At 67.7% G+C, this 26,603-nt stretch carries 20 protein-coding genes; 12 read left to right on the top strand and 8 right to left on the bottom strand.

Annotation, left to right across the window (positions count from 1 at the left end; translation table 11 throughout):
• Window positions 1-40: 40 nt before the first annotated feature.
• Entirely contained in the window at window positions 41-262 is a 222-nt protein-coding gene (locus QRM95_RS18715) for a DUF7455 domain-containing protein (RefSeq protein ID WP_013600696.1), read from the bottom strand.
• Between the two features lie 256 nt (window positions 263-518).
• On the opposite strand from QRM95_RS18715, the gene QRM95_RS18710 reads away from it, so the two are divergent.
• The gene (locus tag QRM95_RS18710) at window positions 519-2,627 is read left to right on the top strand and encodes a DNA gyrase/topoisomerase IV subunit B (RefSeq protein WP_285248950.1); all 2,109 of its coding nucleotides are present in this window, start codon (window positions 519-521) and stop codon (window positions 2,625-2,627) included.
• A gap of 44 nt (window positions 2,628-2,671) precedes the next feature.
• On the opposite strand, the gene QRM95_RS18705 is transcribed toward QRM95_RS18710, so the two are convergent.
• Window positions 2,672-3,664, bottom strand: a complete 993-nt coding sequence (locus QRM95_RS18705) for a M56 family metallopeptidase (protein ID WP_285248949.1) — start codon at window positions 3,662-3,664, stop codon at window positions 2,672-2,674.
• A 6-nt stretch (window positions 3,665-3,670) separates the two neighbouring features.
• On the bottom strand, window positions 3,671-4,054 hold the full coding sequence (locus QRM95_RS18700) for a BlaI/MecI/CopY family transcriptional regulator (protein ID WP_285248948.1): 384 nt from the start codon (window positions 4,052-4,054) through the stop codon (window positions 3,671-3,673).
• A 262-nt stretch (window positions 4,055-4,316) separates the two neighbouring features.
• Between QRM95_RS18700 and QRM95_RS18695 the strand changes: the two genes are divergently transcribed.
• The 3 genes from QRM95_RS18695 to cydD are packed head-to-tail and all read left to right on the top strand — an operon-like array spanning window position 4,317 to window position 10,471.
• Window positions 4,317-5,921, top strand: a complete 1,605-nt coding sequence (locus QRM95_RS18695) for a cytochrome ubiquinol oxidase subunit I (RefSeq protein ID WP_285248947.1) — start codon at window positions 4,317-4,319, stop codon at window positions 5,919-5,921.
• Window positions 5,922-5,964: 43 nt separating this feature from the next.
• Window positions 5,965-7,014 (top strand): cytochrome d ubiquinol oxidase subunit II, encoded by a 1,050-nt coding sequence (gene cydB / locus QRM95_RS18690; protein ID WP_285248946.1) that lies wholly within the window; start codon window positions 5,965-5,967, stop codon window positions 7,012-7,014.
• A 1-nt stretch (window position 7,015) separates the two neighbouring features.
• A complete protein-coding gene (gene cydD / locus QRM95_RS18685; RefSeq protein WP_285248945.1) occupies window positions 7,016-10,471 on the top strand; it encodes a thiol reductant ABC exporter subunit CydD in 3,456 nt (1,151 codons plus the stop codon).
• A gap of 42 nt (window positions 10,472-10,513) precedes the next feature.
• Here cydD and QRM95_RS18680 read toward each other — a convergent pair whose 3' ends face one another.
• Window positions 10,514-11,032, bottom strand: a complete 519-nt coding sequence (locus tag QRM95_RS18680) for a DinB family protein (protein ID WP_285248944.1) — start codon at window positions 11,030-11,032, stop codon at window positions 10,514-10,516.
• A gap of 69 nt (window positions 11,033-11,101) precedes the next feature.
• Between QRM95_RS18680 and QRM95_RS18675 the strand changes: the two genes are divergently transcribed.
• Both QRM95_RS18675 and QRM95_RS18670 read left to right on the top strand, forming a co-directional pair.
• The gene (locus QRM95_RS18675; protein WP_285248943.1) at window positions 11,102-12,088 is read left to right on the top strand and encodes an ABC transporter ATP-binding protein; all 987 of its coding nucleotides are present in this window, start codon (window positions 11,102-11,104) and stop codon (window positions 12,086-12,088) included.
• On the top strand, window positions 12,078-12,878 hold the full coding sequence (locus tag QRM95_RS18670) for an ABC transporter permease subunit (protein ID WP_285248942.1): 801 nt from the start codon (window positions 12,078-12,080) through the stop codon (window positions 12,876-12,878). Before QRM95_RS18675 ends, QRM95_RS18670 begins: the two co-directional genes overlap by 11 nt.
• A gap of 39 nt (window positions 12,879-12,917) precedes the next feature.
• Here the strand turns inward: QRM95_RS18670 and QRM95_RS18665 are convergent, their stop codons facing one another.
• Complete coding sequence (locus tag QRM95_RS18665) at window positions 12,918-15,431, bottom strand: DNA gyrase/topoisomerase IV subunit A (RefSeq protein WP_285248941.1); 2,514 nt, start codon at window positions 15,429-15,431, stop codon at window positions 12,918-12,920.
• Window positions 15,432-15,507: 76 nt separating this feature from the next.
• Here QRM95_RS18665 and QRM95_RS18660 point away from each other — a divergent pair, with 76 nt between their 5' ends.
• Genes QRM95_RS18660 through QRM95_RS18645 form a run of 4 tightly spaced genes read left to right on the top strand, consistent with a single transcriptional unit; the run spans window position 15,508 to window position 20,957 of the window.
• Window positions 15,508-18,192 (top strand): bifunctional acetate--CoA ligase family protein/GNAT family N-acetyltransferase, encoded by a 2,685-nt coding sequence (locus QRM95_RS18660; protein ID WP_285248940.1) that lies wholly within the window; start codon window positions 15,508-15,510, stop codon window positions 18,190-18,192.
• 41 nt (window positions 18,193-18,233) lie between these two features.
• Window positions 18,234-18,977, top strand: a complete 744-nt coding sequence (locus QRM95_RS18655) for a DUF5998 family protein (RefSeq protein ID WP_285248939.1) — start codon at window positions 18,234-18,236, stop codon at window positions 18,975-18,977.
• A 2-nt stretch (window positions 18,978-18,979) separates the two neighbouring features.
• A complete protein-coding gene (locus tag QRM95_RS18650) occupies window positions 18,980-20,212 on the top strand; it encodes an alkaline phosphatase family protein (RefSeq protein ID WP_285248938.1) in 1,233 nt (410 codons plus the stop codon).
• The gene (locus QRM95_RS18645) at window positions 20,205-20,957 is read left to right on the top strand and encodes a thymidine kinase (protein ID WP_285248937.1); all 753 of its coding nucleotides are present in this window, start codon (window positions 20,205-20,207) and stop codon (window positions 20,955-20,957) included. The genes QRM95_RS18650 and QRM95_RS18645 overlap by 8 nt, the downstream gene beginning before the upstream one ends.
• A gap of 20 nt (window positions 20,958-20,977) precedes the next feature.
• Here the strand turns inward: QRM95_RS18645 and QRM95_RS18640 are convergent, their stop codons facing one another.
• Window positions 20,978-21,937 carry a DMT family transporter gene (locus QRM95_RS18640; RefSeq protein ID WP_285248936.1) on the bottom strand — a complete coding sequence of 320 codons (960 nt, stop codon included), beginning with the start codon at window positions 21,935-21,937 and terminating at the stop codon, window positions 20,978-20,980.
• 32 nt (window positions 21,938-21,969) lie between these two features.
• Between QRM95_RS18640 and QRM95_RS18635 the strand changes: the two genes are divergently transcribed.
• Together QRM95_RS18635 and QRM95_RS18630 are read left to right on the top strand one after the other, a co-directional pair.
• On the top strand, window positions 21,970-22,524 hold the full coding sequence (locus QRM95_RS18635; protein WP_285248935.1) for a helix-turn-helix domain-containing protein: 555 nt from the start codon (window positions 21,970-21,972) through the stop codon (window positions 22,522-22,524).
• A gap of 109 nt (window positions 22,525-22,633) precedes the next feature.
• A complete protein-coding gene (locus tag QRM95_RS18630) occupies window positions 22,634-24,172 on the top strand; it encodes an HNH endonuclease signature motif containing protein (protein WP_285248934.1) in 1,539 nt (512 codons plus the stop codon).
• A gap of 284 nt (window positions 24,173-24,456) precedes the next feature.
• Here QRM95_RS18630 and QRM95_RS18625 read toward each other — a convergent pair whose 3' ends face one another.
• Both QRM95_RS18625 and sepH read right to left on the bottom strand, forming a co-directional pair.
• The gene (locus QRM95_RS18625; protein WP_285248933.1) at window positions 24,457-25,041 is read right to left on the bottom strand and encodes a dihydrofolate reductase family protein; all 585 of its coding nucleotides are present in this window, start codon (window positions 25,039-25,041) and stop codon (window positions 24,457-24,459) included.
• A gap of 114 nt (window positions 25,042-25,155) precedes the next feature.
• Window positions 25,156-26,463 (bottom strand): septation protein SepH, encoded by a 1,308-nt coding sequence (sepH, locus tag QRM95_RS18620; RefSeq protein ID WP_285248932.1) that lies wholly within the window; start codon window positions 26,461-26,463, stop codon window positions 25,156-25,158.
• Between the last annotated feature and the right edge of the window lie 140 nt (window positions 26,464-26,603).

Raw genomic sequence — 26,603 nt, 5'->3', positions numbered from 1 at the left:
CGGACAGGTCCCACCGGGTTCGTTGTTACCGATGCCTCATCTAGTCGATCTCGACGGCAGCCTTCTCGTGAAGCTTTCCCGTCTCGTCGTGCCAGTCGGAGCTCAACGGCTTAAGCGTTGCCTCCACTGCACGTGCGTGGTGGCCGCAGAACAGCAGCTCACCGCCGGAGGACTCGAGTACAACCCGGACATATGCCTGAGCTCCGCAACGGTCGCACCGGTCCAGTGCGTTGAGCGTGCGGTCTGCCACTGCTGTTGTCATGTCGGCCTCCTTAGTAGATCAGTACATCTATATAACCAGCATTCGTATCCAATCCATCGCAAGGATGGGGCAAGTTCGCTGTGCGCGTATCCGCAAGGTTGGGTCAAGAATGTCCCACCGACACCCGGAACCCTTCCCGTGGCGTGCTGCACAGCGGCCCGCGGGTGTGGCAGCAGGCTCCTGTCGCTGCCGCCGACTACCCTAGAGGGAGCGGTTCCCAGTACCGCCCCCACGTCCCTGAAGGAGTTCATCACCAGTGGCACCAAGCTCTGAGTACACCGCCCGGCACCTTTCCGTCCTGGAAGGGCTCGAAGCTGTCCGCAAGCGCCCGGGCATGTACATCGGCTCAACCGACTCGCGCGGCCTCATGCACTGCCTCTGGGAGATCATCGACAACTCGGTGGACGAGGCCCTGGCCGGCTTCGGCCACGACATCCGCATCATCCTGCACGCGGACAACTCCGTCGAAATCCACGACGACGGCCGCGGCATTCCCATCGACAAGGAGCCCAAGACGGGCCTCACCGGCGTCGAGGTGGTCTTCACCAAACTGCACGCAGGCGGCAAGTTCGGCGGTGGCTCCTACACCGCGTCCGGCGGCCTCCACGGCGTTGGCGCGTCGGTGGTCAACGCCCTCTCCTCACGCCTGGACGTTGAAGTGGACCGCGGCGGCAAGACCTACCGGATGTCGTTCCGCCGCGGCGAACCCGGCCGGTTCAAGGACACCGGGTCCAAGCCGGATCCGGCAGCGCCGTTCACGCCGTTCGTCAACGACTCTGTCCTGGACGTCACGGGCAAGGCCAAGCGCGGAGTCACGGGGACCCGGATCCGCTACTGGGCGGACCGGCAGATCTTCACCCCGGACGCGAAGTTCTCCTACGAGGACCTGGCCGCCCGTGCCCGGCAGACCTCCTTCCTCGTGCCCGGGCTCAAGCTCACGGTGCGCGACGAACGCAAGCTCCCGGGTACCCCCGGAGAGGCAGGCCCGCACGAAGAGGTCTTCCACCACGACGGCGGCATCTCGGAATTCGTCGAATTCCTGGCTGCTGATCCCGCCGTCACCGATGTGTGGCGGCTGCACGGTTCCGGCAAGTTCAAGGAGACCGTCCCTGTCCTTGACGAACGGGGCCACAGCCAGCTGGCGGAGGTCGAGCGTGACTGCGAAGTGGACGTGGCCCTGCGCTGGGGCATCGGTTACGACAATACGGTCCGCAGCTTCGTGAACATCATTGCCACACCGAAAGGCGGCACCCACCAGTCCGGCTTCGAGCAAGCCCTGGTCAAAACGTTCCGCAAAGCCGTGGAAACCAATGCCCGCAAGCTCAAGGCCGGCAACGACAAGATCGACAAGGACGACATCTTCGCCGGCCTGACCGCAGTCCTGACCGTCCGGCTCGCCGAGCCGCAGTTCGAGGGGCAGACCAAGGAGATCCTGGGCACCAGCGCCGTCCGCGCCATCGTGGCGCGGGTGGTGGAGCGGGAGATCACCGCCAAGCTCACCTCCAGCAACCGGAACGACAAGGCACAGTCGGCCCTGCTGCTGGAAAAGATCGTCAACGAGATGAAGTCCCGGATCTCGGCCCGCGTGCACAAGGAGACGCAGCGGCGCAAGAACGCCCTGGAAACGTCCTCGATGCCCACCAAGCTCGCTGACTGCCGCACGGACGACGTCGAACGCTCTGAACTCTTCATCGTGGAAGGCGACTCCGCCCTCGGCACCGCCAAACTGGCCCGCTCGTCCGATTTCCAGGCCCTGTTGCCCATCCGCGGCAAGATCCTGAACGTGCAGAAGGCATCGGTGGGGGACATGCTCTCCAACGCCGAATGCGCAGCCCTCATCCAGGTGGTGGGCGCCGGTTCCGGCCGCAGCTTCGACATCAGCGCCGCCCGGTACGGCAAAGTCATCCTCATGACGGACGCCGACGTGGACGGTGCCCACATCCGGACCCTGCTGCTGACCCTCTTCTTCCGCTACATGCGGCCCATGATCCTCGAAGGCAGGGTCTTTGCCGCGGTTCCACCGCTGCACCGGGTGGAGGTCATCAACGCCGGCCAGAAGGCCAACGAGATGATCTACACCTACTCCGAAGCCGAGCTCCACGTGCTGCTGGCGCGCCTGGCCAAGGAGGGGAAACGGTACAAGGAACCGATCCAGCGGTACAAGGGCTTGGGGGAGATGGACGCCGAGCAACTGGCCGAGACCACCATGGACCCACGCCACCGGACCCTTCGGAAGGTGGGCATCGAAAACGCCCAGCAGGCGGAGGAGATCTTCGACCTCCTGATGGGTTCGGATGTGTCCCCGCGCAAGGACTTCATCATCGCCGGAGCGTCCAGCCTTGACCGGGAGCGCATCGACGCCTGACGGTGGCGGGTTCCGGCGGGCCCAACCACCGCGACGGCGGCAGGTCAGCCGAGCAGCCCCGGAACTACGAGCAAAGCGGTAGGGAGCGCGAGCAGCAGGATGCAGCCCGCCAGGACGGCACCACGGGCCGCGGCCGGCAGCGCCGGTTGCGGTGTCAGCAGGCGGCTGACCCTGGACGCTGCCGTCCGGACCGCGTCTGAGCCCGGTCCCACGGAGGCCGCCTCCAGCCCGGACAACGCCAGGCTGGGTGAGGACGGCCGGATGTCACCGGCACCGGGATTGGCTGCCGAGCCGCTGGCGACGATGGCGATGGCCTTGATCAGGGTCGCTTTGCTTTCGGTCCGCAGGGCGACGTCGTCGGCCAGCATCTCGATGAGTGAGTTGACCGATTCCTGGGCAAGGCGGGTGGTGGGCAGCCAGGGCAGCGCCTGCCGCCAGGCCGCAAAAGCCCAGAGCAGGAGGTGGTGCCGCTGGCTCAGGTGGGCGTTCTCATGGATGAGGACTGCGCGGAGTTCGGCCGGCTCTAGGGCGGCCATCAGGCCGTCCGACAGGACGGTCACGGAGCGGGCTCCGCCCGGCAGGCAGTAGGCCACCGGGGAGTCGTGGCTGATGACCAGCGTTCCGGTGTCCTGCCCGGACGGTGAGGCCAGCAGGGCCAGGAGTTCACGGTGCCGCCGCCGCTGCCGCTGGATCTTGTAGTACGTGAGCAGCAGGGTGAAAACCAGGTGCGCGGTCAGCAGGGCCGCGGCGGACAGGGCGAAAATGTGCCAGAACCCCAGTGCGGTGGTGGGGGCGCTGAAAAGCACCATGCCGGCCAGGGCCCGGAGGCCGGCCACCAGGTTGTCGCCGATCGGCTCAAGGCCGTACACCAGCATGGCGCCGATCATGGACAGGCCACCTGCAAGGGCGATCGCCTGCCAGAGCAGCATTGCCGTGAACGGCGACCTGGCCGGCCATTGTGCCCTCGAGAGGAGGATCGGCACCGGCCAGGCAAGGACTATTGCAAGGACCGCCAGCAGGTACGAGGCCCAGAACATGGTCTGCTAAAGGTGGCCAAGCAGTTTGCGCAGCGTAGCGGCTTCACCTTCGGAGACCGATCCAATGAAGCGGGCAAGGACAGCCTCGCGGTCGGGTGCTGACCCGAGGACCTCGTGCATGAGTTCGGCGGTGTGGTCGGCGCGGCTGGACACCGCCTGGTAGCGGTGCGGGCGGGTGCCGCGTTCGCGTTCCACCAGCCCTTTCTTTTCCAGCCGGGAGAGCACGGTAAGTACGGTCGTGACGGCCAGTTCCTTGCCTTCGTGGCCCGGCCCGCCCTGTGCCGCCGACGAGCGCGCCAGCTGGTCCCTCAGGGTGTTGGCCGTAGCCGCTTCCTGGCCCGCCCAGAGCAGGTCCATGACCGCCCGTTCCAGTTCACCAAGACTAGCCATTTCACTTTTCCTTTTATTTCCCCGCACCGTGCGCTTTCGCTGCGCCGGTGACGTCACGCGGTTGTTCAACTACAGAACTAAATTTACCCCGAAACCCAGCTTCTTTCTACATATGGTAGAACATCTGGCGCGGCGGGCCGGGACGCGCCATCCTAGGGGTGTGGCGGATGGTTTTTTGTAGCCACCGACAATGTTCTACACTGTGTAGAAGTTAGAGTTCTACGAAGCGTAGAAAACTGCACTGCTAACAGTAGGGACTGCCATGGACGCCTTGGAAATCGCACGCTGGCAATTCGGCATCACCACCGTCTACCACTTCATGATGGTGCCACTGACCATCGGCCTGGGCCTGGTGGTAGCGGTGATCCAGACCGCCTGGTACCGCACGGGCAAGCCGGAATACCTGCGGATGACCAAGTTCTGGGGGAAGCTGTTCCTCATCAACTTCATCATGGGCGTCGCCACCGGCATCGTGCAGGAGTTCCAGTTCGGCATGGCCTGGAGCGAATACAGCCGGTTCGTGGGCGATGTCTTTGGCGCCCCGCTGGCACTTGAAGCCCTCCTCGCCTTCTTCGTGGAGTCCACCTTCCTGGGCCTCTGGATCTTCGGCTGGAAACAGCTCAAGCCGGCCATCCACCTCGCCTGCCTCTGGGTGGCCGTCATCGGCTCTGCCCTCTCTGCCTACTTCATCATCGTGGCCAACAGCTGGATGCAGCATCCGGTGGGCGTGGAAATGGTGAACGGCCGCCCCGTGATGACCGATGCCTGGGCCGTGTTCACCAACAACACTGCCCTGGTGGCCGTCCCGCACACCCTGTTCGGCGCCCTCGCCGTAGCCGGCGGCTTCCTCCTTGGCATCGCCTGGTACCACCTGTGGCGGAGGCGGCACGACGGCGTTGACACTGTGGGTGCCGACGGCCGGGCCATCCCCGGTGAGGACGCCCGCATCCCTGGCCGGGACCGCACCGACTACAACGTCTGGATCCGGTCCCTGCGCATCGGCGCCGTGGTGGCCATGATCTCGTTCGCAGGCACGGCGGTCACCGGTGACCTGCAGGGCAAGCTCATGTTCCAGCAGCAGCCCATGAAGATGGCCGCCGCCGAAGCCGCCTGCCACGACGGCACCGGCTTCTCCGTCCTGAGCGTCGGCAACGTGGGATCGAAGAACTGCGACGACGTTGTGGCCGTGATCGAGGTCCCCGGCATCCTCTCCTTCCTGGCCAAGGGTGACTTCACCACCGAGGTGAAGGGCGTCAACAGCCTGCTGCCCGAGTACAAGGAGAAATACGGAACCAACCTGCCGGACAACCCGATCTACGGCGACCGCGCCGGCCAGGAGATCCAGTACGTACCTGTCATGGAAGTCACGTACTGGGGCTTCCGGATGATGATCGGCTTTGGCGGCCTCGCGGCCCTGGCCGCGCTGGTGGCGCTCTGGATCACCCGCAAGGGAACGGTACCGGAATCCCGCTGGCTGATGCGCCTGGCAGTGTTCGGCATCCTGGCACCCTTCGGCGCCAACGCGGCCGGCTGGATCTTCACCGAGATGGGCCGCCAGCCGTTCGTCGTAGCCCCCAACCCGGACCCCAGCGGCATCGACCAGGTGTTCATGTTCACCGCCGCCGCCGTTTCCCCGGGGGTCTCCGCGGGCGAGCTGATCGCATCCCTGGTGGCACTGACCGCCGTCTACGCCGTCCTGCTGGTGGTGGAAGTGAAACTGCTGGTGAAGTACATCCGCGGCGGCGTGGTCTCCGCAATGCCCGAACTTGCCCACGCACCTGCCGACGAAAATGAGGACCGGACCCCGGGCCCCGGCGGCACCGGCGAAGCCAAGGCTGCCGACGACGTCCTGGCCTTCGCCTACTAGCCGCACCGGACCCACAGGTTCCAACGAGCAGAGGAAACGAACAATGGAACTGCTTCCCACCATCTGGTTCATCGCCATTGCGGTGCTGTGGACCGGCTACCTCTTCCTGGAGGGCTTCGACCTTGGCGTCGGGATGCTGATGAAGATCTTCGCCCGCAACAACACTGAACGCCGGGTGCTACTGAACACAGTCGGACCCGTATGGGACGGCAATGAGGTGTGGCTCCTGACCGCCGGCGGCGCAACGTTCGCGGCCTTCCCGCTCTGGTACGCCTCCCTGTTCTCCGCGCTCTACCTGCCGCTCCTGGTGGTCCTGCTGGCCCTGATCTTCCGTGCCGTGGCCTTCGAATACCGCGGCAAGGTGAATACCGACAGCTGGCGGAACCGCTGGGACTGGGCCATTGCCCTGGGTTCCTTCTTCGCGGCCTTCGGGGTTGGAGCCGCCCTTGCCCTGACCACCACCGGCCTGCCGCTGAACGCCAACGGCGACCGGGAAGGTGGCCCCATGGCATGGTTCAGCGGCTACGCCCTGCTGGGCGGTGCGGCCGTGGTGGGATTCTCCCTGCTGCACGCCCTGGCCTTCCTGGCCCTGAAGACCGACGGCGACGTACGGCACCGTGCGCGGCGTTGGTTCGTGCGGCTCCTGCCGGTCCTGCTCCTGCCGATCGCCGCATGGGCCCTTGCCATCCAGTTCATGGACGGCAAGCCCTGGACCTGGGCCGCCGTCGTCCTCGCCGTAGGTGCTGCCGTAACGGCCTGGTTGCTGGCCCGGAAGGGCTCCGAGGGGCGGGCGTTCCTCGCATTGGGCGCCTTCCTGGTGCTGGGGACCACTGCCATCTTCGGGGCGGTGTTTCCGGTGGTGCTGCCTTCCACGCTGGACAGTGCCTTTGACCTGACCATCTCCAACGCCTCTTCCTCGGATTACACCCTGGGCCTGATGAGCATCGTCGCAGCCTTTGGCCTTCCCCTGGTGATCGCGTACCAGGCCTGGACCTACTGGGTGTTCCGCCGCCGCGTCAGCGCAGCCCACATCCCGGAAGCCCACAGCTTCCTGCCGGCCGTGGCCGCCAAGGCGTTCACCATCAAGGGCTGACGTGCGGCCAACGTTCCCCGCGGGCCCGTCCACCCGGTCAGCGATCTACTGGCTGGGGGTCCTGGCAGCGCTCAAGGCACTCTCGCTGGTCCTCATCGGCCAGGCGGTGGCGTCCGTCCTGGCCGGACTGGTCGCCGGGAACCCTGCGTGGGGAACCCAGATCACCGCCGGACTTGCCGGAGTGGTGCTGAGGTCCCTGACCGTCTGGGGACAGGCCGTCGCGGCCCGCCGCGCCGCCCTGGGGGTCAAGGAAGAGCTGCGCGCCGGGCTGCTGGAACATGCCCTCCGCACCGGCGTCCGCGGAGCCGGACCCGGCGACGGCGGCCTGGCGGTGCTGGCCACCCGCGGACTGGACGCACTGGACAACTACTACACCCAGTTCCTGCCCGCCCTGGTTAACTGCGGGTCCATCCCGCTGCTCCTGGGGGCGCGCATCCTCTTTGCGGACTGGGTGAGCGCCGCGGTCATCGTCCTCACGGTCCCGCTGATCCCGGTCTTCATGGTGCTCATAGGCCGCTACACCGAGGACAGCGTGCGCCAGGCCCAAGCCTCGCTGGCACGGTTGTCAGCGCACATGCTCGAACTAGCCAAGGGCCTTCCGGTCCTGGTGGGCCTGGGCCGTGCCACCGCGCAGCGCAAAGCCCTGGAAGAGATTTCCGAGGAATACCGCTCCCGCACGATGGGTACACTCCGCACCGCATTCCTCTCCGCGCTGGCCCTGGAACTCATCGCCACCATCTCGGTGGCGGTGGTGGCGGTCTTCATCGGCGTCCGCCTGGTCCACGGGGACATGCCGCTGGAGGCAGGCCTGCTGGCGCTGCTCCTGGCACCGGACTGCTACCTCCCGCTGCGGGAGTTGGGCACCGCCCATCACGCCAGTGACGATGGCCGCGTGGCCCTGGCGGAAGCGGCAGCCGTGACCGCCGCTCCGGAGGCGGCACCGCTGCCCGCCGCCAAAGCCGGCCGGCCGGGCGCCCCCCTCGAAGTGACCGGCCTGACGGTGCGCTATGCCGGGCGGTCCGGAACCGCCGTCGGCCCCCTCACCTTCACCGCACCGCTGGACAGGATCACCGCCCTTGACGGCCCCAGCGGTGCGGGCAAGAGCACCATCCTGGGCGTCCTGGCCGGGACGGTCGGTGCGGGCAACGGCACCAGTATTTCGGGCTCGATCAGGGGACTGGACCGCGCTGCCATTGCCTGGGTTCCGCAACACCCCGTCATGGTGGCCGCAACCGTCCTGGACGAGGTGCTGCTGTACCTGACACGGGACCCGGGCCACGGCCCGGACCGGTTCGCCGCCGAAGAGGCCGCCCGGAGCTGCCTGGAGCGGGCCGGCGCCGGCCACCTGGCAGCCAGGCACCAGGCGGAGCTGAGCCCCGGGGAACTGCGCCGGGTGGCCCTGGCCCGGGGACTGGCCAGGATTGAGGCCGGGGCGTCCATCATGCTGCTCGATGAACCCACGGCGCACCTGGACGACGTGTCCGCCGCCGTCGTCGAAGACGCCATCCGCCGACTCCGCGGCCAGGTCACCGTGATCCTGGTGGCCCACAACCACCGCACCCGGCTCCTTGCGGACCAGCTGGTTCCGGTGGGGGGTTCCGGGCAAGCCGTGGAACCGCAGGAGCTCCCGCATGCCCCGGTCCTGGCCGCTTACGCCGGCACGGGCAATCCGCCGTCCGACGACCCCGCGTCCCTTGATGCCGTGTCGAGCGCACCCGTCAGTGACACCAGCGTCCCCAACCGTACTGCCCGGTCCACCTCCGGCGCGGCCGGACTCCTCGCGGCGCTCCTGGCGCCGGTGCGCGGAAAATTCGCGGCCGCAGCCGTGGTGGGCACCCTGGCGGCCATCTTCGCCGTCGCCCTGTCCGGTCTCTCCGGGTGGCTCATCATCCGGGCCAGCGAACAGCCGCCCATCCTCTACCTGCTGACCGCCATCGTGGGCGTCCGGTTCTTTGGCATCGGCCGCGCGGTGCTCCGCTATTGGGAACGGTTACTGCTCCACGATGCGGTCTTCGCCGCCCTCACCCGCCTGCGCGGCAGGCTTTGGGAATCCCTGAGCCGCAGGGCCCTGTCGCTGCGCCGGCTCCTGCAGGGCGGCAACGTGCTGGGAACGGTGATTGACGACGTCGACACCGTCCGCGACCTCCTGCCCCGCGTGGTCCTCCCGCCCGTCACAGCGGTCGCAGTGTCCGCGCTGGCCTTGGCGGCCACGGGAATCCTGGTACTAGCCGCGCTTCCTGCAGTGATCGGCGCAGCTGCCATTGGCCTGTTGCTCGCGCCGGCGGCCGCCCTGTGGGGGGACCGGCGGTCGGCCACTGCCGAGCAGTCCCTTCGTTCCGGCGTGCTGCGGCGGACGGCGGCAGCGCTTGACGCCCGGGTCGACCTGCACGCGAACGGCCTGGCAGCGCACGTGCTCGAGTCACTCCGGGCCGAGGACCGGGATGCGACGGACGCCTCACGGCGCTCCGCCTGGGCGGACGGGCTGGGACACGCCCTTGCCACCATCGGATGCGGAGCCGCGGCCCTGGCCGCTGCCTGGCTGGCCGGCCCCGACGTACTTGCTGCCCGGGTTGCCCCGGCCACGGCAGCCGTGGTGGTGCTGCTCCTGCTCGCCCTCGTGGAGCCCTACGCAGCCATGACGACGGCGGTACGCCAGTTTCCCGCCCTGCGCGAGGTCCTGCAGCGGGTGGGGGAGTCCGGTGCCCTGGACGGCGGTCCGTCCGGCAGCGACGCGGGCGTAGCCTCTCCGGACGGGGATACCTCCGGGCTGCACGCCCTCCCGGCCCGCGACGGCGGCGCCGCGGGCATAGCACTGACGGAGCTTGCCGCAGCGTGGCCGGATGGACCCCCGGTCTTCACGGGGCTCGATGCCGTGGCGGAGCCGGGCCGCTGGCTGGTAGTCACCGGGCCCTCCGGATCGGGGAAATCAACCCTGCTCTCGATCCTGCTCGGCTTCCTGGCGCCGGCGGCGGGCCGGGCCCAGGTGTCCGGCCGAGCGGCCTGGTGCCCGCAGGAGGCCCATCTCTTCGATTCCACCATCCGGGGCAACCTGCTGCTGGGACGTGCCGCCGGGACTGGTGGGCCGCCGGTTGCCGACGAGGACCTGGACGCGGTGCTGGCCGCCGTCGGACTTCACGGGCTGGTGGACAGGCTGCCTGCCGGCCTGGATACCAGGATCGGCCCCGGCGGCGCCTTCTTCAGCGGCGGCGAACGGCAGCGCCTGGCCGTGGCGCGGACTCTGCTGACCGGCGCGGACGTAATCCTGCTGGATGAACCCACCGCCCACCTGGACGCGGAAGCTGCCGCAGCCATGCTGGCGGACCTTCGCAGGGGGCTGCGGGACCGTACCGTGGTCCTGGTAACCCACCAGGGAGCGGACATTGCCGCCGAGGACGCCCGGCTGGAACTTCCGGCCGTGTCGGGCGTGCCCGGGGACCGCGTGGCGGCGTCGCGCTGAGAATGCTGCCCGCACCGCAGCAGGGCTCAGCTGCCCTCGCAGCTAGCCGTCGACGTCGTGGAGGTGGTGGACGACGTCGTGCAGGAAGTATTGAGCGAGGGTCAGGACAGTGAATTCTGATCCGTTGCTGCGCAGGCCCTTCCGCGCCCAGTCTTCTTCGCGGACACCGGCGAAGGAATCCGCGGCCTGGTGTCCTTCGGCGGCCAGCTCGGCGCTCACCTCGGACGGTTCGGCATTGGCGTAGTCCTTCTCTTCCGCGGTCAGGTCCTGGTCCCAGTTGTCGAAGCGGGCGCCGTCCTCGGCCAGCATCAGGTTGAGCCGGTGGTCGAAGAGACTGAAGACGTCCCGCACGTGGCAGGCATATTCCAGCGGGGACCACGTGTTGTCATCGGGGCGCTCAGCGGCATCCGGCCGGCGCAGGACGGCCCGCCACCGGGGCAGCATGCTTTCGATGATGCCGGGAACGGTTGCCGGGGTCGCGGTGGACGCGTCGAAGGAACATTCCGGGCAGGTGCGGGACAAGACCCAGGTCCAGTCCTTTTCATCAGGAACGATAGGCATGAGAGCAGTCTAGGGGGTCCGGGCCGAAAGACTCTGGGACGCCAGGGGGCGCCTGCCTAGCCTTGCAGCATGAGTGCGGATGGCCGCTCGGATGCGGGTGCCCCTATGGACGCGGACAGCATGGTGCGGCTGTCCGGCCTGACCAAGCGGTTCGGCCGGAACACAGCGCTCGACGACGTGACCCTCACCATCGGGGCGGGAGAGGTCTTCGGGTACCTGGGCCCCAACGGTGCGGGCAAGACCACCACCATCCGGCTCCTGATGGGCATGCTGCGGCCCACGTCCGGCACGGCGACGGTGCTGGGGTTGGATGCCTGGCGGCAGGCCCGGGACGTCCACCGCCTGGTGGGCTATGTTCCGGGAGAGCCGGCGCTCTATGAACGCCTCACCGGCCACCAGCATGTGGCCTACTGCGCCCACCTGCGGCATCGGGACGATGCCTCGCGTGCCGCCGAAGTGGCGGACCGGCTCGACCTCGACCTGAACCGCCAGGCCCGCACTCTCTCGCGGGGAAACCGGCAGAAGCTTGCCGTTGTCCTGGCGGTGATGTCCAGGCCGCGCCTGCTGGTCCTGGACGAGCCCACCAGCGGGATCGATCCGCTGGTGCAGCAGGTGTTCCACTCCATCCTGCGCGAGCACACGGCCGGCGGCGGGTCCGCCCTCTTCTCCTCGCACGTCCTGGGCGAGGTGGAACGCGTCGCGGACCGGATCGGCGTGGTCCGGGCGGGAAAGCTTGTAGCGGTGGAACGGCTGCAGGACCTCGCTGCACGGTCCCTGCACCGGGTGCGGGCCCGGTTCACCGGAGCGGTGTCCGCGGAGGACTTTGCCGGCGTGCCGGGCGTACGGGACCTGGCGGTGGAGGGCCGCTCGCTCAGCTGCAACGCCCCGCAGTCCGCCTTGGATGCGCTCCTGAAGCTGGTGAGCGCCCGGGACGTCGAGGACTTTGAGTGTTCCGAGGCTCCGCTGGAGGAAACCTTCCTGACCTACTACGGCTCGGACCAGGGCGGCGCCAATGCCCTGGACGCGGCGGGGACAGGGGCACGCCATGCTGGCTAATGTCCTGCTGAAAACGCTCCGCGACCAAAGCAGGACGCTGCTGGCCTGGGCCGTCTCCCTGGCCCTGATCGTTGCCATGTACGCGGCCGTGTGGCCAACGGTCCAGTCCCAGCCATCCATCAGCAGCATCATCGACCAAATGCCGGAGGCGTTCAGGTCACTCTTCGCCACCTCCACCGCGGACATGTCCACCCCCACGGGCTACATCCAAGTGGAGCTGATGTCCTTCATGGGACCCATCGCCGTCTTGATCTACGCCGTCAGCGCCGGCGCGGGCGCCATCGGCGGTGAAGAGGACCGGCACACCATGGACCTGCTGCTCTCCAACCCGGTGGGCCGCGGGAGGGTGGTAGTGGACAAGTTCGCGGCCATGGCCCTGGGCACCTTCCTGCTGGCCGCGGTCATGGGCGTCTCGCTGGTGCTGGAGGGCAGCCTGGTGGATATGGTCCTGCCGGCCGATAAAGTGGCCGCCGCCATGCTGCACCTGGCTTTGCTGGGTGTAGTCTTCGGCAGCGTGGCCCTGGCGTTGTCGGCGGGCACCGGACGGACCGGGCTCAGCCGCGGCATCCCCGCCGTCCTGGCGGTGCTCGCCTACATCGTCAACGCGCTCGCCCCGCTGGTGGATGCCTTCGACCGGATCCACCAGGTGTCACCGTTTTTCCAGTACATCGGCCACGATCCGCTGCGGCAGGGTACCGCTTGGGACAGCGTCCTGGTGTCGGCAGCCACGATCGCCGTGCTCGTGGCGCTCGCCGTCGGCGGTTTCCGCCGCCGCGACGTGGCCGGGTAACCCCCGGATAAACCCCGGGTGGGTCCCCGGCACCGTCTGCTAGTTTTCGGCCGCCGGTTCCGGCTCCCACACCATGGCAGGCCCCACGACCTCCACAGCCTGGGACAGAGGGACACCCGAGCCGTCGCGCCGGCCATGCTCCTGCGGCAGGGACCGCGCCACGCCGGCGGCGGAGGACGCCTTGGCCGGCCCGTGTCCTGCCCAGCCCAGCAGGAGCGTGTCCTCGCCCTTCAGGAACCGGTGTGCCCGGACGCCCGCGGTGGCGCGTCCCTTGGCAGGGTATTCATCGAAGGCGGTGACCTTGGCGGTCCCGGGCGCAGTGCCGGGAAGGGCGCCGTCGGTCCCCGCGATGGTGACCACGACGGCGGCGGCATCGTTGGGCTGGACCACGCCGAAGAAGATCACCTGGTCACCGGCGGCCAGTTTGATGCCGGCCATGCCGCCTGCGGTGCGCCCTTGGGGTCGGACGACGGCGGCGGGGAACTTCAGCAGCTGTGCCTGCCTGGTCAGGAAGACCAGCTCGGTGTCATCCGTACCGGCGGGAGCCACTCCCACCACGAAATCCTTGTCCTTGAGGGTGATGACTTCCCAGCCTTCGCGGTTCAGGGGGTAGTCCGGCTGCACGCGCTTCACCACGCCCTGGGCGGTGCCGATGGCCAGGACCTCATCCAACCGAACGAATGCCACCAGGGACTCACCCTTGACCAGGGTGAGGAATTCCTTGGCCGGCACGCCGCCGGCCAGGTTGGGCAGCCCGGATACCGGCGGCAGGACGGGCATGTCCATGACCTGCAGCCGGAGCATGCGGCCCAGCGAGGTGACGGCCGCGATCTCGCCGCGGGCCGACGTCTTGACCACCGATGCGTACACGTCGTGCTTGTTCCGGGGCCCTGCTTCGGCGAGGGGTTCCTGGTTGCTGGTCCGCGCCACTTGCCCGGATGCGGTGAGGATCGCCCAGCAGGGGTCGTCGGCGATTTCCAGCGCCAGCGGGGCTGCCTTGCCCTTCCCCGGGGCCGCTGCCAGCTCGGCGGCGATGGTGGGGGACACGGCCTCGGACTCCAGCAGCACGGTCCGGCGCGGGGTGCCGTGTTCCTCGGCGATCGCGCCCAGTTCGTCGGAGACCACCGTGCGGAGCAGTTCTTCGGAGTCCAGGATGGCCTGCAGTTCCGCGATCTCGCGGCGGAGTTCGTCCTGCTCTTTTTCCAGCTCGATCCGGGAGTACTTGGTCAGCTGGCGCAGGCGCAGTTCCAGGATGTAGTTGGCCTGGACCTCGGTGAGGTCGTAGATGGACATCAGCCGTTCGCGGGCGGCGGCGGCCTCGTCCGAGGACCTGATGATCTGGATGACCTCGTCAATGTCCACAATGGCGATGAGCAGGCCCTCCACCAGGTGCAGGCGGTCCTTCTTCTTGCCCAGGCGGAAGACGGTGCGGCGGCGCACCACGTTGATGCGGTGGTTGACGTAGACCGAGAGGAGGTCCACCAGGCCCAGGGTTTGCGGCTGGCCGTCCACCAGTGTGACGTTGTTGATGCCGAAGGAGTCCTCCATCGGCGTGTAGCGGTACAGCTGCTGCAAGACCGCGTTGGGGTTGAAGCCGTTCTTGAGTTCGATGACCAGCCGCAGTCCGTGCTTGCGGTCCGTGAGGTCCACGATGTCGCTGATACCGGTCAGCTTCTTGGCGTTGACCGCGTCCTTGATCTTCTCGATCACCTTTTCCGGGCCCACCATGTATGGCAGTTCGGTGACCACCAGGCCGGTGCGGCGTGCGGTGAGCTGCTCGATTTCCACCTTGGCCCGGGTCTTGAAGGAGCCGCGGCCAGTGGCGTACGCGTCCCGGATGCCGTCCAGGCCCACGATCCGGCCGCCGCTGGGCAGGTCAGGGCCCGGCACGAACCGCATCAGGTCCTCCAGCGTGGCCTCCGGGTGGGCGATCAGGTGCCGGGCGGCCGCGATCACTTCCACCAGGTTGTGCGGGGCCATGTTCGTTGCCATGCCGACGGCGATGCCGGTGGCCCCGTTCACCAGCAGGTTGGGGAAGGCTGCGGGCAGGACGTCCGGCTGGGTCAGCTGGTTGTCGTAGTTCGGGACGAAGTCCACCACGTCTTCGTCGAGGTGGTTGGTGAGCGTGAGGGCCGCCGCCGCCATCCGTGCCTCGGTGTACCGCGGCGCTGCCGGGCCGTCGTCGAGCGAGCCGAAGTTGCCGTGCCCGTCAATCAGCGGCAGCCGCAGGGAGAAGTCTTGGGCCATGCGCACCATGGCGTCATAGATAGCCGCGTCCCCGTGCGGGTGCAGCTTTCCCATTACCTCGCCCACCACGCGGGCACTCTTGACGTGGCCGCGGTCCGGGCGCAGGCCCATGTCGCTCATCATGTAGAGGATGCGGCGCTGTACCGGCTTGAGCCCGTCGCGGGCGTCCGGGAGTGCCCTTGAGTAGATCACCGAGTACGCGTACTCCAGGAAGGAGCCCTGCATTTCGGACGTGACATCGATATCGACGATGTTCTCCGTGTAGGTGTCTTCCACGATGGGTTTTGAACTTTGGCGGCGGGCCATGGGGTTTGGTGGATCCTTCTGGGGGTGCTTGCAGCTTTTCAGGCATGCTGCGGGAGTTCTTGGCTAGGCTAAGCCTATGGTGGATCAGCCCGGGGACGGCGAATATCCGGAACATTGGGAGGCCGATGTCGTCCTGCGTGACGGCGGAACGGCGCACCTGCGGCCCATCCACCCGTCGGATGCCGACGCTGTCCAGGCCTTCCACACCGGGCAGTCGCAGAATTCAATCTACATGCGCTTCTTCGCGTTCAAGGCCAGGCTGTCCGCCAAGGAACTCAAGCGCTTCACCGAAGTGGACTACAAGGACCGGGTGGCGTTCGTCATCACGATCCACGGCGAGATTATCGGCATCGGCCGCTACGACCGGCTCACCGACCCCACCGAAGCAGAGGTGGCCTTCAACATAGCCGACGCCCACCAGGGCAGGGGCATCGGCTCCATCCTGCTGGAGCACCTGGCCGCCGCCGCGCACGAAAACGGCATCCGCAAGTTCACCGCCGAGGTGCTGCCGGAGAACCGCAAGATGCTGATGGTGTTCTCCGACGCCGGCTACGACGTCAAGCGGCATTTCGACGACGGCGTCGTCAGCCTGGAGTTCAACGTGGAGCCCACCGAGAAATCGCGCGCCGTCATGGAATCCCGCGAGCACCGCGCGGAGGCGAGGAGCGTCCGTGACCTGCTGGCGCCGTCGTCCGTTGCCGTCATCGGAGCCAGCCGCAAATGGGGCACCGTGGGGTACCAGCTGCTGGAACACATCATCGAGGGCGGCTTCCACGGGTCCGTGTACGCCATCAACCCCGAGGCGTTGGAACTGGCCGGGATGATCCCCTACGGCAAGCTGTCCGAGGTCCCCGAACGCGTCCAGTTGGCCATTATCGCCGTGCCCTATGAGGAAGTGGCCGGCGTCATGGAAGACTGCGCAGCTGCCGGGGTCAAGGGCGTGGTGATCGCCACGGCAGGCTTCGCGGACGACGGCGAACGCGGCCTCCTGCGCCAGCGCGCCTTGGTGCGCCAGGCCAGGGCCAACGGGATGCGCGTGATCGGCCCGGCGTCGCTGGGCATCGCCAACACGCACCCGGACGTGTCGCTGAATGCGTCGATGGCGCCCACCATGCCGTTGCGTGGCGGGCTGGGCCTGTTCAGCCAGTCAGCGGCGATCGGCGTCTCGCTGTACGCCGCGTCGAGCCGGCGCCGGCTGGGGCTCTCCAGCCTGCTGTCGGCCGGCAACCGGGCAGACGTTTCGGGCAACGACATGATGCAGTACTGGGAGGACGACGCCGATACCACCGCCGTGGGCCTGTACCTGGAGTCCATTGGCAACCCGCGCAAGTTCTCCAGGATCGCCAGGCGCCTGGCCCGCACCAAACCGGTGATCGTCGCCAAGTCGGACACCATGGGATTGCGCCTGCCGCCCGGACACGCCGTCCGGACCACGCAGGCACCGGCCGGCGCCCTGGACGCCATGCTGCGCCAGTCGGGCGTGATCCGCGTGGAAACCGTGGAAGAGCTCGTGGACGTTGCCCAGGTGGTGTCCGCCCAGGCGCTTCCGGCCGGGCCCGACGTAGCCATCTTCAGCAATTCCCAGGCCCTCGGCAACGTGGTGGCGGACAGTGCGGTGGCGCACGGGCTGGGCGTCGCCCAGGTGGTCTCCGGCCTCGACCTGGACACGGGCCAGTCGGTGGCTCTGCCCGCGCTTCGGAAGGCACTCCTTGAGGCGCTGGCCTCGGATACCGTGCACGCCGCCGTCGCGGCCCTGCTGCCTGCCCGGGGCTTGACCGTCGACGCCGTGGCCGGAGTCCTCGCGGAGTGTGCGGCCGCGGCGGGGAAACCCGTGGTGGCTGCGTTTAGCGGCATCCTGGATCCGGCCATCAACGTGGAAGGCCTGGTTGGCGCCGACGGGTGCACGGTTCCCTGCTTCTCCAACCCCGGGGCCGCCGTCGCTGCGCTTGCCGCCGTGGTGCGGTATGCGGAATGGGCAGCCCGCGACCAGGGGCACTTTGTGGAACCGGCAGGGTGCGATCCCCGCAAGGCCGAGGCCGAACTCGACGGGCTGCTCCGGGACGTCACCGGTGAACAGCTCATGCAATTGGAACCGGCGGCAGCGGCTTCCCTTCTGGGCCACTACGGCATCAGCGTCCTGCCGTCGGCTGCCTTCAACACGCCGGACGAGGCCGTGCAGGCAGCGGAAGCCCTCGGCTGGCCCGTGGTGCTGAAGACCACGGACCCGGCCCTCCGGCACCGGCTGGACCTGGGCGGGGTACGCCTTGGCATCGAGGACGCCGAATCGCTGCGCCAGAACGTGGTGCAGATGCGGCGGGCGCTCGCCGCCTACGGAGACCCGGCCCTTGAGGTCCAGTCCATGGCATCGGTGGGGCAGGCCTGCACCTTCCGGGCCATCGAAGACCCGTTGCTTGGCCCGGTGATCTCGTTCGGCCTAGCCGGTGACGCCGTCAACCTGCTCGACGACTGGGCCCACCGGGTTCCGCCGCTGTCCGCCGCCGACGTCCACGACTTCATCCGTGCGCCCAGGGCATCCCGGAAGCTGTTCGGATACCAGGGGCTCCCTGCTGTCGACGTGCCGGCGCTCGAAGACCTGGCCGCCAGGCTGGCCTGGATGAAGGACAACCATCCGGAGATCGCGCTCGTGGAATTCAACCCCGTCCTGTGCGGCACGTCCGGGGCCACGATCCTCGCCGCTGACGTGCGGATTGGCAACGCGGCGCAGCGGACGGACAGTGCCCGCAGGGCGATGCTGGGCTGAGGCGGTTAGCAAGTGACCGGCCGATCTGTGAAAATGGGGGCATGAGCTTCCAGCCTCCCGCGTCGGCGCCCGAAACGCCCGGCAATGAAAACCAGGCACTCCGCCAGCACAGCTCACACCACCACGGACTCCAGGGCCAGAGCCTCGAAGACGCACTGCAGAAGGCCGGCTTCTACCCGCGCCTGGTCTCCGACGTCGTTGACGACGCGCTGGACGGCCGGGACTGCGTGGCGCACCTGGTGCACCTGGAAACCCATTTTGACCGGGCGGAGGTGCGGCGCCACATCACGGTGCTGGTGCTCACCGCGGACATGCTGGTCATCACCCACGTAGACGATCAGCAACTGGACGAGGCAGGGGAGCAGATCGTCGCGCAGATCTCCACCGAATCCGTTCCCGTGGCCCAGATCCGCTCCGTGGTCCTGAGCTACATGTACGCCCAGCCGCAAAACTACAAGCCCTCGGATCCCGTCCGCGAACTGACCCTGTCCATTGCGTGGTCCGGCGGCCAGCGCCTGGACATGGGTCCCGCCAGCTGCGGCGACCCGCAGTGCGAAGCGGACCACGGTTACACCGGCACCATTGCGCAGGAGGACATCGTGCTCCGCATCAGCGCCGAGGCCGACGGGCTGCAGGCCGTGCAGGACGCCAAGCTTTTTGCCCGGGCCCTCCGCGCCGTCAACACCGGCTCGGCAGCGCCCGTGCCCCACGTGCAGTCCATGGCTCCCCGTCCGCGGTCCGGGGTGTTCGGAAACCGGCTCAGCCGCGGGCACCAGCAGCGTTAGAGATGCCCGAAGCCAGCCACCAAGCCGAACAAACTCCCGCTTCCGGATACACGCCCGACCTTCCGCCCGCCCCTGCCTACGGGCACCGTTCCGTCGCGGAAGTCCTCACCAGTGCCGCGGCGAGCCTGGGGGTGGAAGGTTTCGACAACACCTTGGGCCTGCCCGCCGCCAGCCGCGTCTGCGTGGTCCTCGCCGATGGCCTGGGCAGGAACCTCCTGAAGCAGAAGGCCGCCCACACCCCGTTCCTGCGTTCTGTAGTGCAGGCGGGCCAAGGCGACGTCCCTGTTTGGCTGGACTCGGCATTTCCTTCCACTACGGCCGCAGCGTTGGCCAGCTTCGGGACCGGGTTGTCCGCCGGCCAGCACGGCATGGTGGGCTACGACGTCCTGGACCCTGGGCAGGACAAGGTGGTCAACCTCCTGGGGAACTGGGACCCCGGCGTCGACCCGGCCACGTGGCAGCCGTTCCCCACCGTCTTTGAACGGGTGGCCGGGCAGGCGGACGTCAGCACCGTCAGCCTCGCCCAGTTCAATGGTTCGCCCATGACCAGGGCCGCACTGCGCGGCGGCAGGTTCATCTCCGGAACCACCGCCCACGCCCGCACCGGGGCTGCCGCCGACGCCATGGCGGGCGCCGGTCCATCCCTGATGTACTTCTACGTCAACGAGCTGGATAAAGCCGGCCACCGCTACGGCTGCCGGTCGGAACAGTGGGAACACCAGCTGGAGGAGCTCGACGCCACCGTGAAGCGGCTCAATTCCTCGCTGCCCGCCGGGACCACGATCCTGCTCACCGCAGACCACGGAATGCTCGACATTTCCGAATCCCAGCGGATCGACTTCTCGGCCGACTCTGCGCTGGTTGACGGCGTCCGCCACACTGCCGGCGAACCCCGGATGGTCCACCTGTACCTCGAAGACACGCACCGGGACGGCACTGCCGGCCGGGAACGGCTGGTGGCTGCCTGGAAAGCAAGGTTCGGCGACCGGGTATGGGCCTTCACCCGGGAAGAAGCAATCGCAGGCGGACTCTTTGGTGACGTCCGGCCTGCCGTGGAAGGCAGGATCGGTGACGTCATGATCGCGGCGCGGGACGCCGTCGCCCTCTACGACGGCCGGCGCATGCGGCCCAGCGCCATGGAAGTGGTGGGCCAGCACGGCTCCCTGACCAAAGCCGAGCGTGAGGTCCCGCTGCTCTGTTTTGCAGCCGACGGAAGGAGCCGACGGCGTGGCTGAACTCATCTTCTTCTCCGGCACCATGGACTGCGGAAAATCCACGCTCGCCCTGCAGATGGACTACAACCACCGGGCGCGCGGCCGCGGCGGCGTCCGGTTCAGCCGCAACGACCGTGCCGGCGAATCCCGCATCTCCAGCCGGCTGGGCCTGGAGACGGACGCCGTGGAGGTGCTGGACACCACGGACTTCTGGGAGGAAGTCATGGTCCGCCGCACCCAGGGCAGGCGGGTGGACTACCTGATCTGCGACGAAGCCCAGTTCTACACCCCGGAGCAGGTGGAGCAACTGGCCAAGGTGGTGGACGAGATCGACGTCGACGTTTTCGCCTTCGGCATCACCGCCGACTTCCGCACCCGTTTGTTCCCCGGGTCCCAACGCCTCATCGAGCTGGCGGACCGGGTGCAGGTGCTCCAGGTGGAGGCGCTGTGCTGGTGCGGCCGCCGGGCCACGCACAACGCCAGGACGGTCGACGGCGTCATGGTCACCGAAGGCGCGCAGGTGGTGGTCGGCGACGTGGACATGGTGGCCGATTCCGCCACCACGCAGGCTGCCGAACACGTCCCCGTGGTGGGATACGAGACGCTGTGCCGCCGGCATTTCATGCGCAGGGTGACTGCGCACGGCGCCAAACTGATGGCCCAGCAGGACGAATTGCTGCCGTTCGAAGTGGACGCCTGCCTCTGGCGCGGTTCAGGCGGACCGGGGGAGCCCCGCGGGAACCGCAACCCGGACAGCGAAGCCTGACACCGTGGGGCTGGGAGCTGTCAATCAGTCCCGTTGCCGTGCTGGTGCACCAGGCCGGCAGGGCCCTCGATTCCCGCGGGTGGCAGGGCGGCCGCCGGGGCACGCCTGCGACTGCGCAGCCTGAGTTCGCTGACCAGCGCCCCCACCACGATGCAGCCGGCGCCAACGAGCGCTGCCGGTGGCAGCCGCTCACCCGCCGCCCGCCCGATCACCGCAGCCCACACGGGCTCGGCTGCGTAGATGATGGTGGCCTTGGTCGGGGATACCGATTTCTGCGCCCAGTTCATCGTGAGCTGGATGACGCAGCTTGCCGCCCCGAGGGCAACAGCCGCTCCCACGCCAACCCATGAGAAGGCCGGCACCGTCTCTCCGGCCAGCGGCATGGCCAGGAAGCCCAACGCCCCCGCAATCAGCAACTGCAGGACGGTTACCCGGCCGAGGTCTACCTTGCCTGCAAACCAGCCGATAAGGATGATCTCCGCGGCGATCGGCAGGGTGCTCACCAGCGTCGCGATTTCCCCGGGACCGAAGGCCAACCCGGTGCTGCCGGGGCCGGCGAGCAGCACGAGGCCGGCGAAAGCCAAACCGGCACCGACCCAGGTGAGGAACCGCGGTGGCGTCCTGAACACGATCCACTGCAGGACCGGAACCAGCGGCACGTAAAGGGCGGTGATGAACGCTGACGTGCTGCTGCCGATCGTTTGAAGTCCGACAGTCTGGAGTCCGTAGCCGAGGAAGATCATGACGCCGATGGCTGAGCCGGCCACGATGTCCCGCGGCCTGATGCCGCGCAGGACGCGTGCAAAGATGACCGCACTGATGATGCCGGCTGTCAGGAACCGCATGCCCACAAAGAACCAGGGTCCGTTGTACTGCACGGCGATGTGGACGGCGAGGAACGTGCCACCCCAAACCGCAGTGATTAGGACGAGGGCGATTTCTTGCCGAGAAAACAGAGCCCGGGAACCAATGTGCAACATAATGCTCGACTTTATGGTGCAGAATAGTGCACATGCAACCTGAGGAAACACCCGGGGTCCTGAAGCACGTCAGTGAGAACGTGCGCCGGTTTCGGACGGCGGCCGGGCTAAGCCAGGTCGCCTTGGCTGATCGCGCCGGCGTCAGCCGCCGTACGGTGGTCAAACTCGAAGCGGGCGAGGCCAACATCAGCCTGACCGGCCTGGACCACCTTGCCGATGCTCTGGGCGTCACATTCGTCGATCTCGTGGCCGCCCCTGCAGCACCACGTGCTGACATCCGCGAAGTTGCGTGGCGCGGAGAGCGGGAAGGCAGCCTGGCGGTGTTGCTGGCTTCCGTGCCCGCCACCAGGGAAGCGCAATTGTGGGCCTGGACCCTGGAACCAGGCGAGCGATACGACGCGGAGCCTGATCCGGTGGGGTGGTCCGAGATGCTCCTGGTCTCTGAGGGAGCAATCCGCATAGATCTGGAAAGCGGTGCCACCGAGCTCCGTCCTGGCGAGCACCTTGCCTTTCCCAGTTCGCAGGTCTACGCCTACGCGAACATCGGTCACACCCGGGCACGCTTTGTGCGCGTTGTCGTTAGCTAATTCTCCTGCCCTGTTCCCGCCGGGTTTTGCCGCACTCCCGGGCTGCCGGTGCCTGTCCGGCCCGATCTGACCAGCACTGAATGTCGTACCCCCTTGCCATGATGGGTTTATGGGGAAAGTGGCGGTGGTGGAGGCGTTGGCGGATATTCGTGCTGCCCTTGCCGTGCTGGTTGCCGAGGTGGACGGGTGTGGCGCGGAGCCGTTCTGTGCTGCTGATCCGTTGGCTGGGTTGGTGGATGGTTGCCTTGATGTTCTGGCCGGGGCCAGGGAGGTGGAGGCGAGGGTCGCGGGTTTGAAGGCGCGGGCTGCGGTGGCGTTTGCGGATGCTGCCGGTGTTGTGGCGGGGCGGGGGGTGCCGGTGGTGGCGCAGGAGATGGCGGTCGCTGCGGAGGTGGGGTGTGTGTTGGCGCTGGGTCCGCGGGCGGCGTCGTCGTTCCTGGCCACGGCGCACGCTGTTGTTGCCTCGTTGCCGTTGACGCTGGCGGGGTTGCAGGCGGGGACCCTGTCGTGGGGCCACGCTGTGGTGATGGCGGACGAGGCCGCGGCCTTGGATGCGGCAGGTGCTGTGGAGTTAGAGGCGCACTTCCTGGACCCGGACGCCCCGGACACGGCGCGGGGGTGTCCGGTGGGGGAGTTGCCGGCGCACCGGTTCCGGGCGAAGGCCCGGTCGTGGCGGGAGCGTCATCATGCGGAGTCGATCGAGACGCGGCATACCAGGTCCGTGGCGGACCGGCGAGTGGACTACCGGCCGGACCGGGACGGGATGGCGTGGCTGTCCGCGTACCTGCCCGCAGACCAAGCAGCGGCGGCCTGGAACCGGCTCAACGCCATCTCGCGTGGCCTGCAGGGACCCGAGGAGACCCGCACCCTCGCCCAGCTCCGGGCCGATGTGTTTGCCACGTCCCTTCTGACCGCGGGGCTGAGCACGGGACAGGCGGTCGGGAGGGTAGACGTGGGGCCAGACGAAGGTTGCATCAGCCCCGAAAACTTCGCGAGGCCCGCCGACGTCCCGCCTGATGCGGTCCGGGCGCAGGTGTTGGTGACCGTGCCGGTGTTTTCGTTGCTGGGGTTGACGGATGAGGCGGCGGTGCTGGATGGGTATGGGCCGATCCCGCCGTCGATGGCCCGTCGGTTGGTCGCTGCGGGGGCGGGCTCGTTTTACCGGGTGCTCGTGGATCCGCGGGACGGGGCGCCGTTGGAGATTGGCCGGAAGAGTTACCGGGTGGGCAAGGCGATGCGGAACTGGCTCAGGCTCCGGGACGGTAAGTGCCCGTTCCCCGGCTGCAGCAACTCCTCCCTGGACACGGAGGCCGACCACATCCTCGCCTGGGCCAACGGCGGGACCACCGGGATCAGGAACCTGGGACAGCCGTGCCCGAAACATCACCGGCTCCGGCACACCACCGGTTGGAAACCCACCCCGGCGAGTAAAACCGATCCACCGGGATGGACCTCACCGGCCGGCCGCCACTACCACAGCGAACACCAAGACTGGGAACCCACAAAGCGGCCACCACCGCCGGACCAACGCACGGAAGAGCGGGGGAGCCACGCCGGCGAACCGCCTGCCAGCCACCCCGACTTCGCCTACTTAGGGCTGTCGCCAGGAGAAGAAAGCCTGGCACGGATCCTGCACGCTCCCGCCTGACACAAACGCGCCTGACATAAATCCGCCTGACTCAAACCCGGCTAACACAAACGCGCCTGACTCAAACGCGTCTGACACAAATCCGCCTGACTCAAACGGGCCGGACGCAAACGCGCGTGACACCAGCCCGCGTGAAAGGCAAAGCTCGCCGCTGACCAGTGCGCCGCCGTCGAACGGGACTTTCGGGTACTCACGGAACGACCCCCGCCCCGCCGTTGGCATAGCTGCCAGCCCGACACCCTTCCTGCCCTGCACCCTGACGCCTGGCGACCTGCAGGCGCCTGCTAGCTCCTGCGCCGGTAGCGGATGTGGGTTGCCAACGGCGAGTGAAGCACCTCGACGGGTTCGAAGTCGAAAGACTCGATGCCGTCGAAGATACGTTCGCCCGAACCAAGAAGCACCGGGGCGATGTCGAGCGTCAATTCGTCCACGACACCGGCAGCCAGTGCTTGCCGGACGGTCGAAGCTCCACCTGCGATGTCGACGCCCTTGTCTCCGGCGGCTTGGGACGCGGCAGCATAGGCGGCGTCGAATCCGTCGGTGACGAAGTGGAACGTGGTCCCGCCCTCCATCTGGATCGGGTCATGTTCATAGTGGGTCAGGACGAACACTGGTGCGTGATAGGGCGGTTCAGGACCCCACCAGCCGTTCCATTCCCCGCTCCACTCACCACGGACGGGACCGAACATGTTCCGGCCCATCACATAGGCGCCGCGGGGCCGCATGAGCCAATTGGCGGCAACCTGATTGGTTTCAGTGGCCCGGGGGTCGCCGATATGCCAGCCGTGCAGTTCAAGTCCCCGCTTACCCAGCGGGTTTTCGAGGCTCTGGTCCGGTCCGGCGACGAAGCCGTCCAGCGAAATGGACATATGGCAGGTTGTGTCCGGCACCGAGAACCTCCTGGTAAATTCGCTTTACACGCGGCCGCGTGGTGGGGATCGTAGCACGTGCCCAAGTCCATCATGGGCCCCTGGAGGGAATCCCTAGTCGCTTCGGGTTCCGAAAACAATCTCATCCCAGGAAGGCACGCTGGATCGCTTAGGCTTCGCCGGCCGTTCCGGCGCCTCGGTCTCCGGAAGTTGGCCGGTGGTGGGGGAAGTGTCGTCCTGCTTCGTCAAACTGCGGCGTGGGTTCCCGCCAAGCAACTCATCCAGCCCGGCGCCACCTGTTCCTTGGCTGCCGCCCGAAGGTTTCTGTGGGGACGCGGCAATGGTGATTTCCCTTGTGTCCGTGCTGACGCCGTCGTGAAGCCGCAAAGCATCGTCCTGGATGTCGCGGTGCGGCGGGATAAGGCTGAGCCTGGACAGCATGGACGGCCTGGCATCCCTGCGGCGGATGAACGAATCACCCTGGGCCGCCGGTCCGTCCCGCTGGTCGTCCTGCGGCTCCGGTTCGTTTGACTCGGGTTCAGGAACCACCTCGGACGGGCGGGGATGGGCCGCCGGTACACCATGGGTCAGCAGCAGTGCCAGGGCGTCATCAGAATCTTCGTCGACGCCTATCCGCTGGCCACGCCGCGACCGGAGCATATCAAGGAGGCCGTCGGACTCCTTGCCGGCCTCCTGGGCGGGGGCGCCCTGGCTGCCGGAAGCCGCCTTGGACGAATCCGCGTCGGTTTCAAAGTCGAAGGGCCGGTCCGATACAGCAGTGAGGCGGCGGGCCGGAACAGGTCCGTCCAGCGGCTCAAGCTCGCTCAATTGCTGTGCCCACCGGTTGGTGTTCTGCAGCGACTTGCGTGCCGGACTGAATGTCCACAGGGCCGGGGGCTCCTCGCCAATACCGGAAGTCCCGCCCTGTTTGGCCTCGAAGCTCGCGGATACCGTCCAGGTGCCGTCCTGGCGCCGCCACGAATCCCATTCCACCGTGGCCGGATCAATGCCGTGCGCGGACAGCCGGTGGGACACCATGTCGTCCAGGGTAGCCGGGTTGTCGCCGAAGGCGGACCGGTAGATGTCGTGGCCGGGGGAGGGCGCCGCCACTTCGACTTTCCGCGCCTGCTGCGCAACGTACTCGCGCTCGGCAAGGACCGGCCCTTCGTAACGCTCCACCTTTGCCAGCGGCATGCCGGACAACTCCGCAACGTCTGCAGCGGTGGCACCGGCGCGGATCCGGGCCTGGATATCCCTCGGGGACATCGGAACGGCAGACCGCTCCGCCCGCGGTTTGGCCGCGGACCGGCTGGCCGTCCTGAGGGCCTCATCGATTGGCAGCTGGAACATCTCGCCGCCGGCCCCGCTCAACAGGAGATGCGTCCCGTCGTCGTGCACGCCTACAAGCCGTAGATCCTGCATACAAATCCTCCACCCTGGCATTACTATCAATCGAAACTCTGCCACCCGGTGGCGCCGAATTGGCTCAAGGGGCAGGGCGCGCCGTGATTTTCCGCCTGATTCCGGCCCGAATGGGCGGGCCCGTCCTGCGCCGAGGAGGA

Source organism: Pseudarthrobacter sp. efr-133-R2A-89 (genome assembly GCF_030209315.1).
Taxonomy (GTDB): domain Bacteria; phylum Actinomycetota; class Actinomycetes; order Actinomycetales; family Micrococcaceae; genus Arthrobacter.
This window is presented reverse-complemented; position numbering and strand designations above follow the sequence as displayed.

What these genes read in the sequence shown, in the direction of transcription:
- QRM95_RS18715 (WP_013600696.1), bottom strand. Translation starts at nt 262, where the DNA reads ATGACAACAGCAGTGGCAGACCGCACGCTCAACGCACTGGACCGGTGC.
- QRM95_RS18705 (WP_285248949.1), bottom strand. Translation starts at nt 3,664, where the DNA reads ATGTTCTGGGCCTCGTACCTGCTGGCGGTCCTTGCAATAGTCCTTGCC.
- QRM95_RS18700 (WP_285248948.1), bottom strand. Translation starts at nt 4,054, where the DNA reads ATGGCTAGTCTTGGTGAACTGGAACGGGCGGTCATGGACCTGCTCTGG.
- QRM95_RS18695 (WP_285248947.1), top strand. Translation starts at nt 4,317, where the DNA reads ATGGACGCCTTGGAAATCGCACGCTGGCAATTCGGCATCACCACCGTC.
- cydB (WP_285248946.1), top strand. Translation starts at nt 5,965, where the DNA reads ATGGAACTGCTTCCCACCATCTGGTTCATCGCCATTGCGGTGCTGTGG.
- QRM95_RS18680 (WP_285248944.1), bottom strand. Translation starts at nt 11,032, where the DNA reads ATGCCTATCGTTCCTGATGAAAAGGACTGGACCTGGGTCTTGTCCCGC.
- QRM95_RS18675 (WP_285248943.1), top strand. Translation starts at nt 11,102, where the DNA reads ATGAGTGCGGATGGCCGCTCGGATGCGGGTGCCCCTATGGACGCGGAC.
- QRM95_RS18670 (WP_285248942.1), top strand. Translation starts at nt 12,078, where the DNA reads ATGCTGGCTAATGTCCTGCTGAAAACGCTCCGCGACCAAAGCAGGACG.
- QRM95_RS18665 (WP_285248941.1), bottom strand. Translation starts at nt 15,431, where the DNA reads ATGGCCCGCCGCCAAAGTTCAAAACCCATCGTGGAAGACACCTACACG.
- QRM95_RS18660 (WP_285248940.1), top strand. Translation starts at nt 15,508, where the DNA reads ATGGTGGATCAGCCCGGGGACGGCGAATATCCGGAACATTGGGAGGCC.
- QRM95_RS18655 (WP_285248939.1), top strand. Translation starts at nt 18,234, where the DNA reads ATGAGCTTCCAGCCTCCCGCGTCGGCGCCCGAAACGCCCGGCAATGAA.
- QRM95_RS18650 (WP_285248938.1), top strand. Translation starts at nt 18,980, where the DNA reads ATGCCCGAAGCCAGCCACCAAGCCGAACAAACTCCCGCTTCCGGATAC.
- QRM95_RS18640 (WP_285248936.1), bottom strand. Translation starts at nt 21,937, where the DNA reads ATGTTGCACATTGGTTCCCGGGCTCTGTTTTCTCGGCAAGAAATCGCC.
- QRM95_RS18635 (WP_285248935.1), top strand. Translation starts at nt 21,970, where the DNA reads ATGCAACCTGAGGAAACACCCGGGGTCCTGAAGCACGTCAGTGAGAAC.
- QRM95_RS18630 (WP_285248934.1), top strand. Translation starts at nt 22,634, where the DNA reads ATGGGGAAAGTGGCGGTGGTGGAGGCGTTGGCGGATATTCGTGCTGCC.
- QRM95_RS18625 (WP_285248933.1), bottom strand. Translation starts at nt 25,041, where the DNA reads ATGTCCATTTCGCTGGACGGCTTCGTCGCCGGACCGGACCAGAGCCTC.
- sepH (WP_285248932.1), bottom strand. Translation starts at nt 26,463, where the DNA reads ATGCAGGATCTACGGCTTGTAGGCGTGCACGACGACGGGACGCATCTC.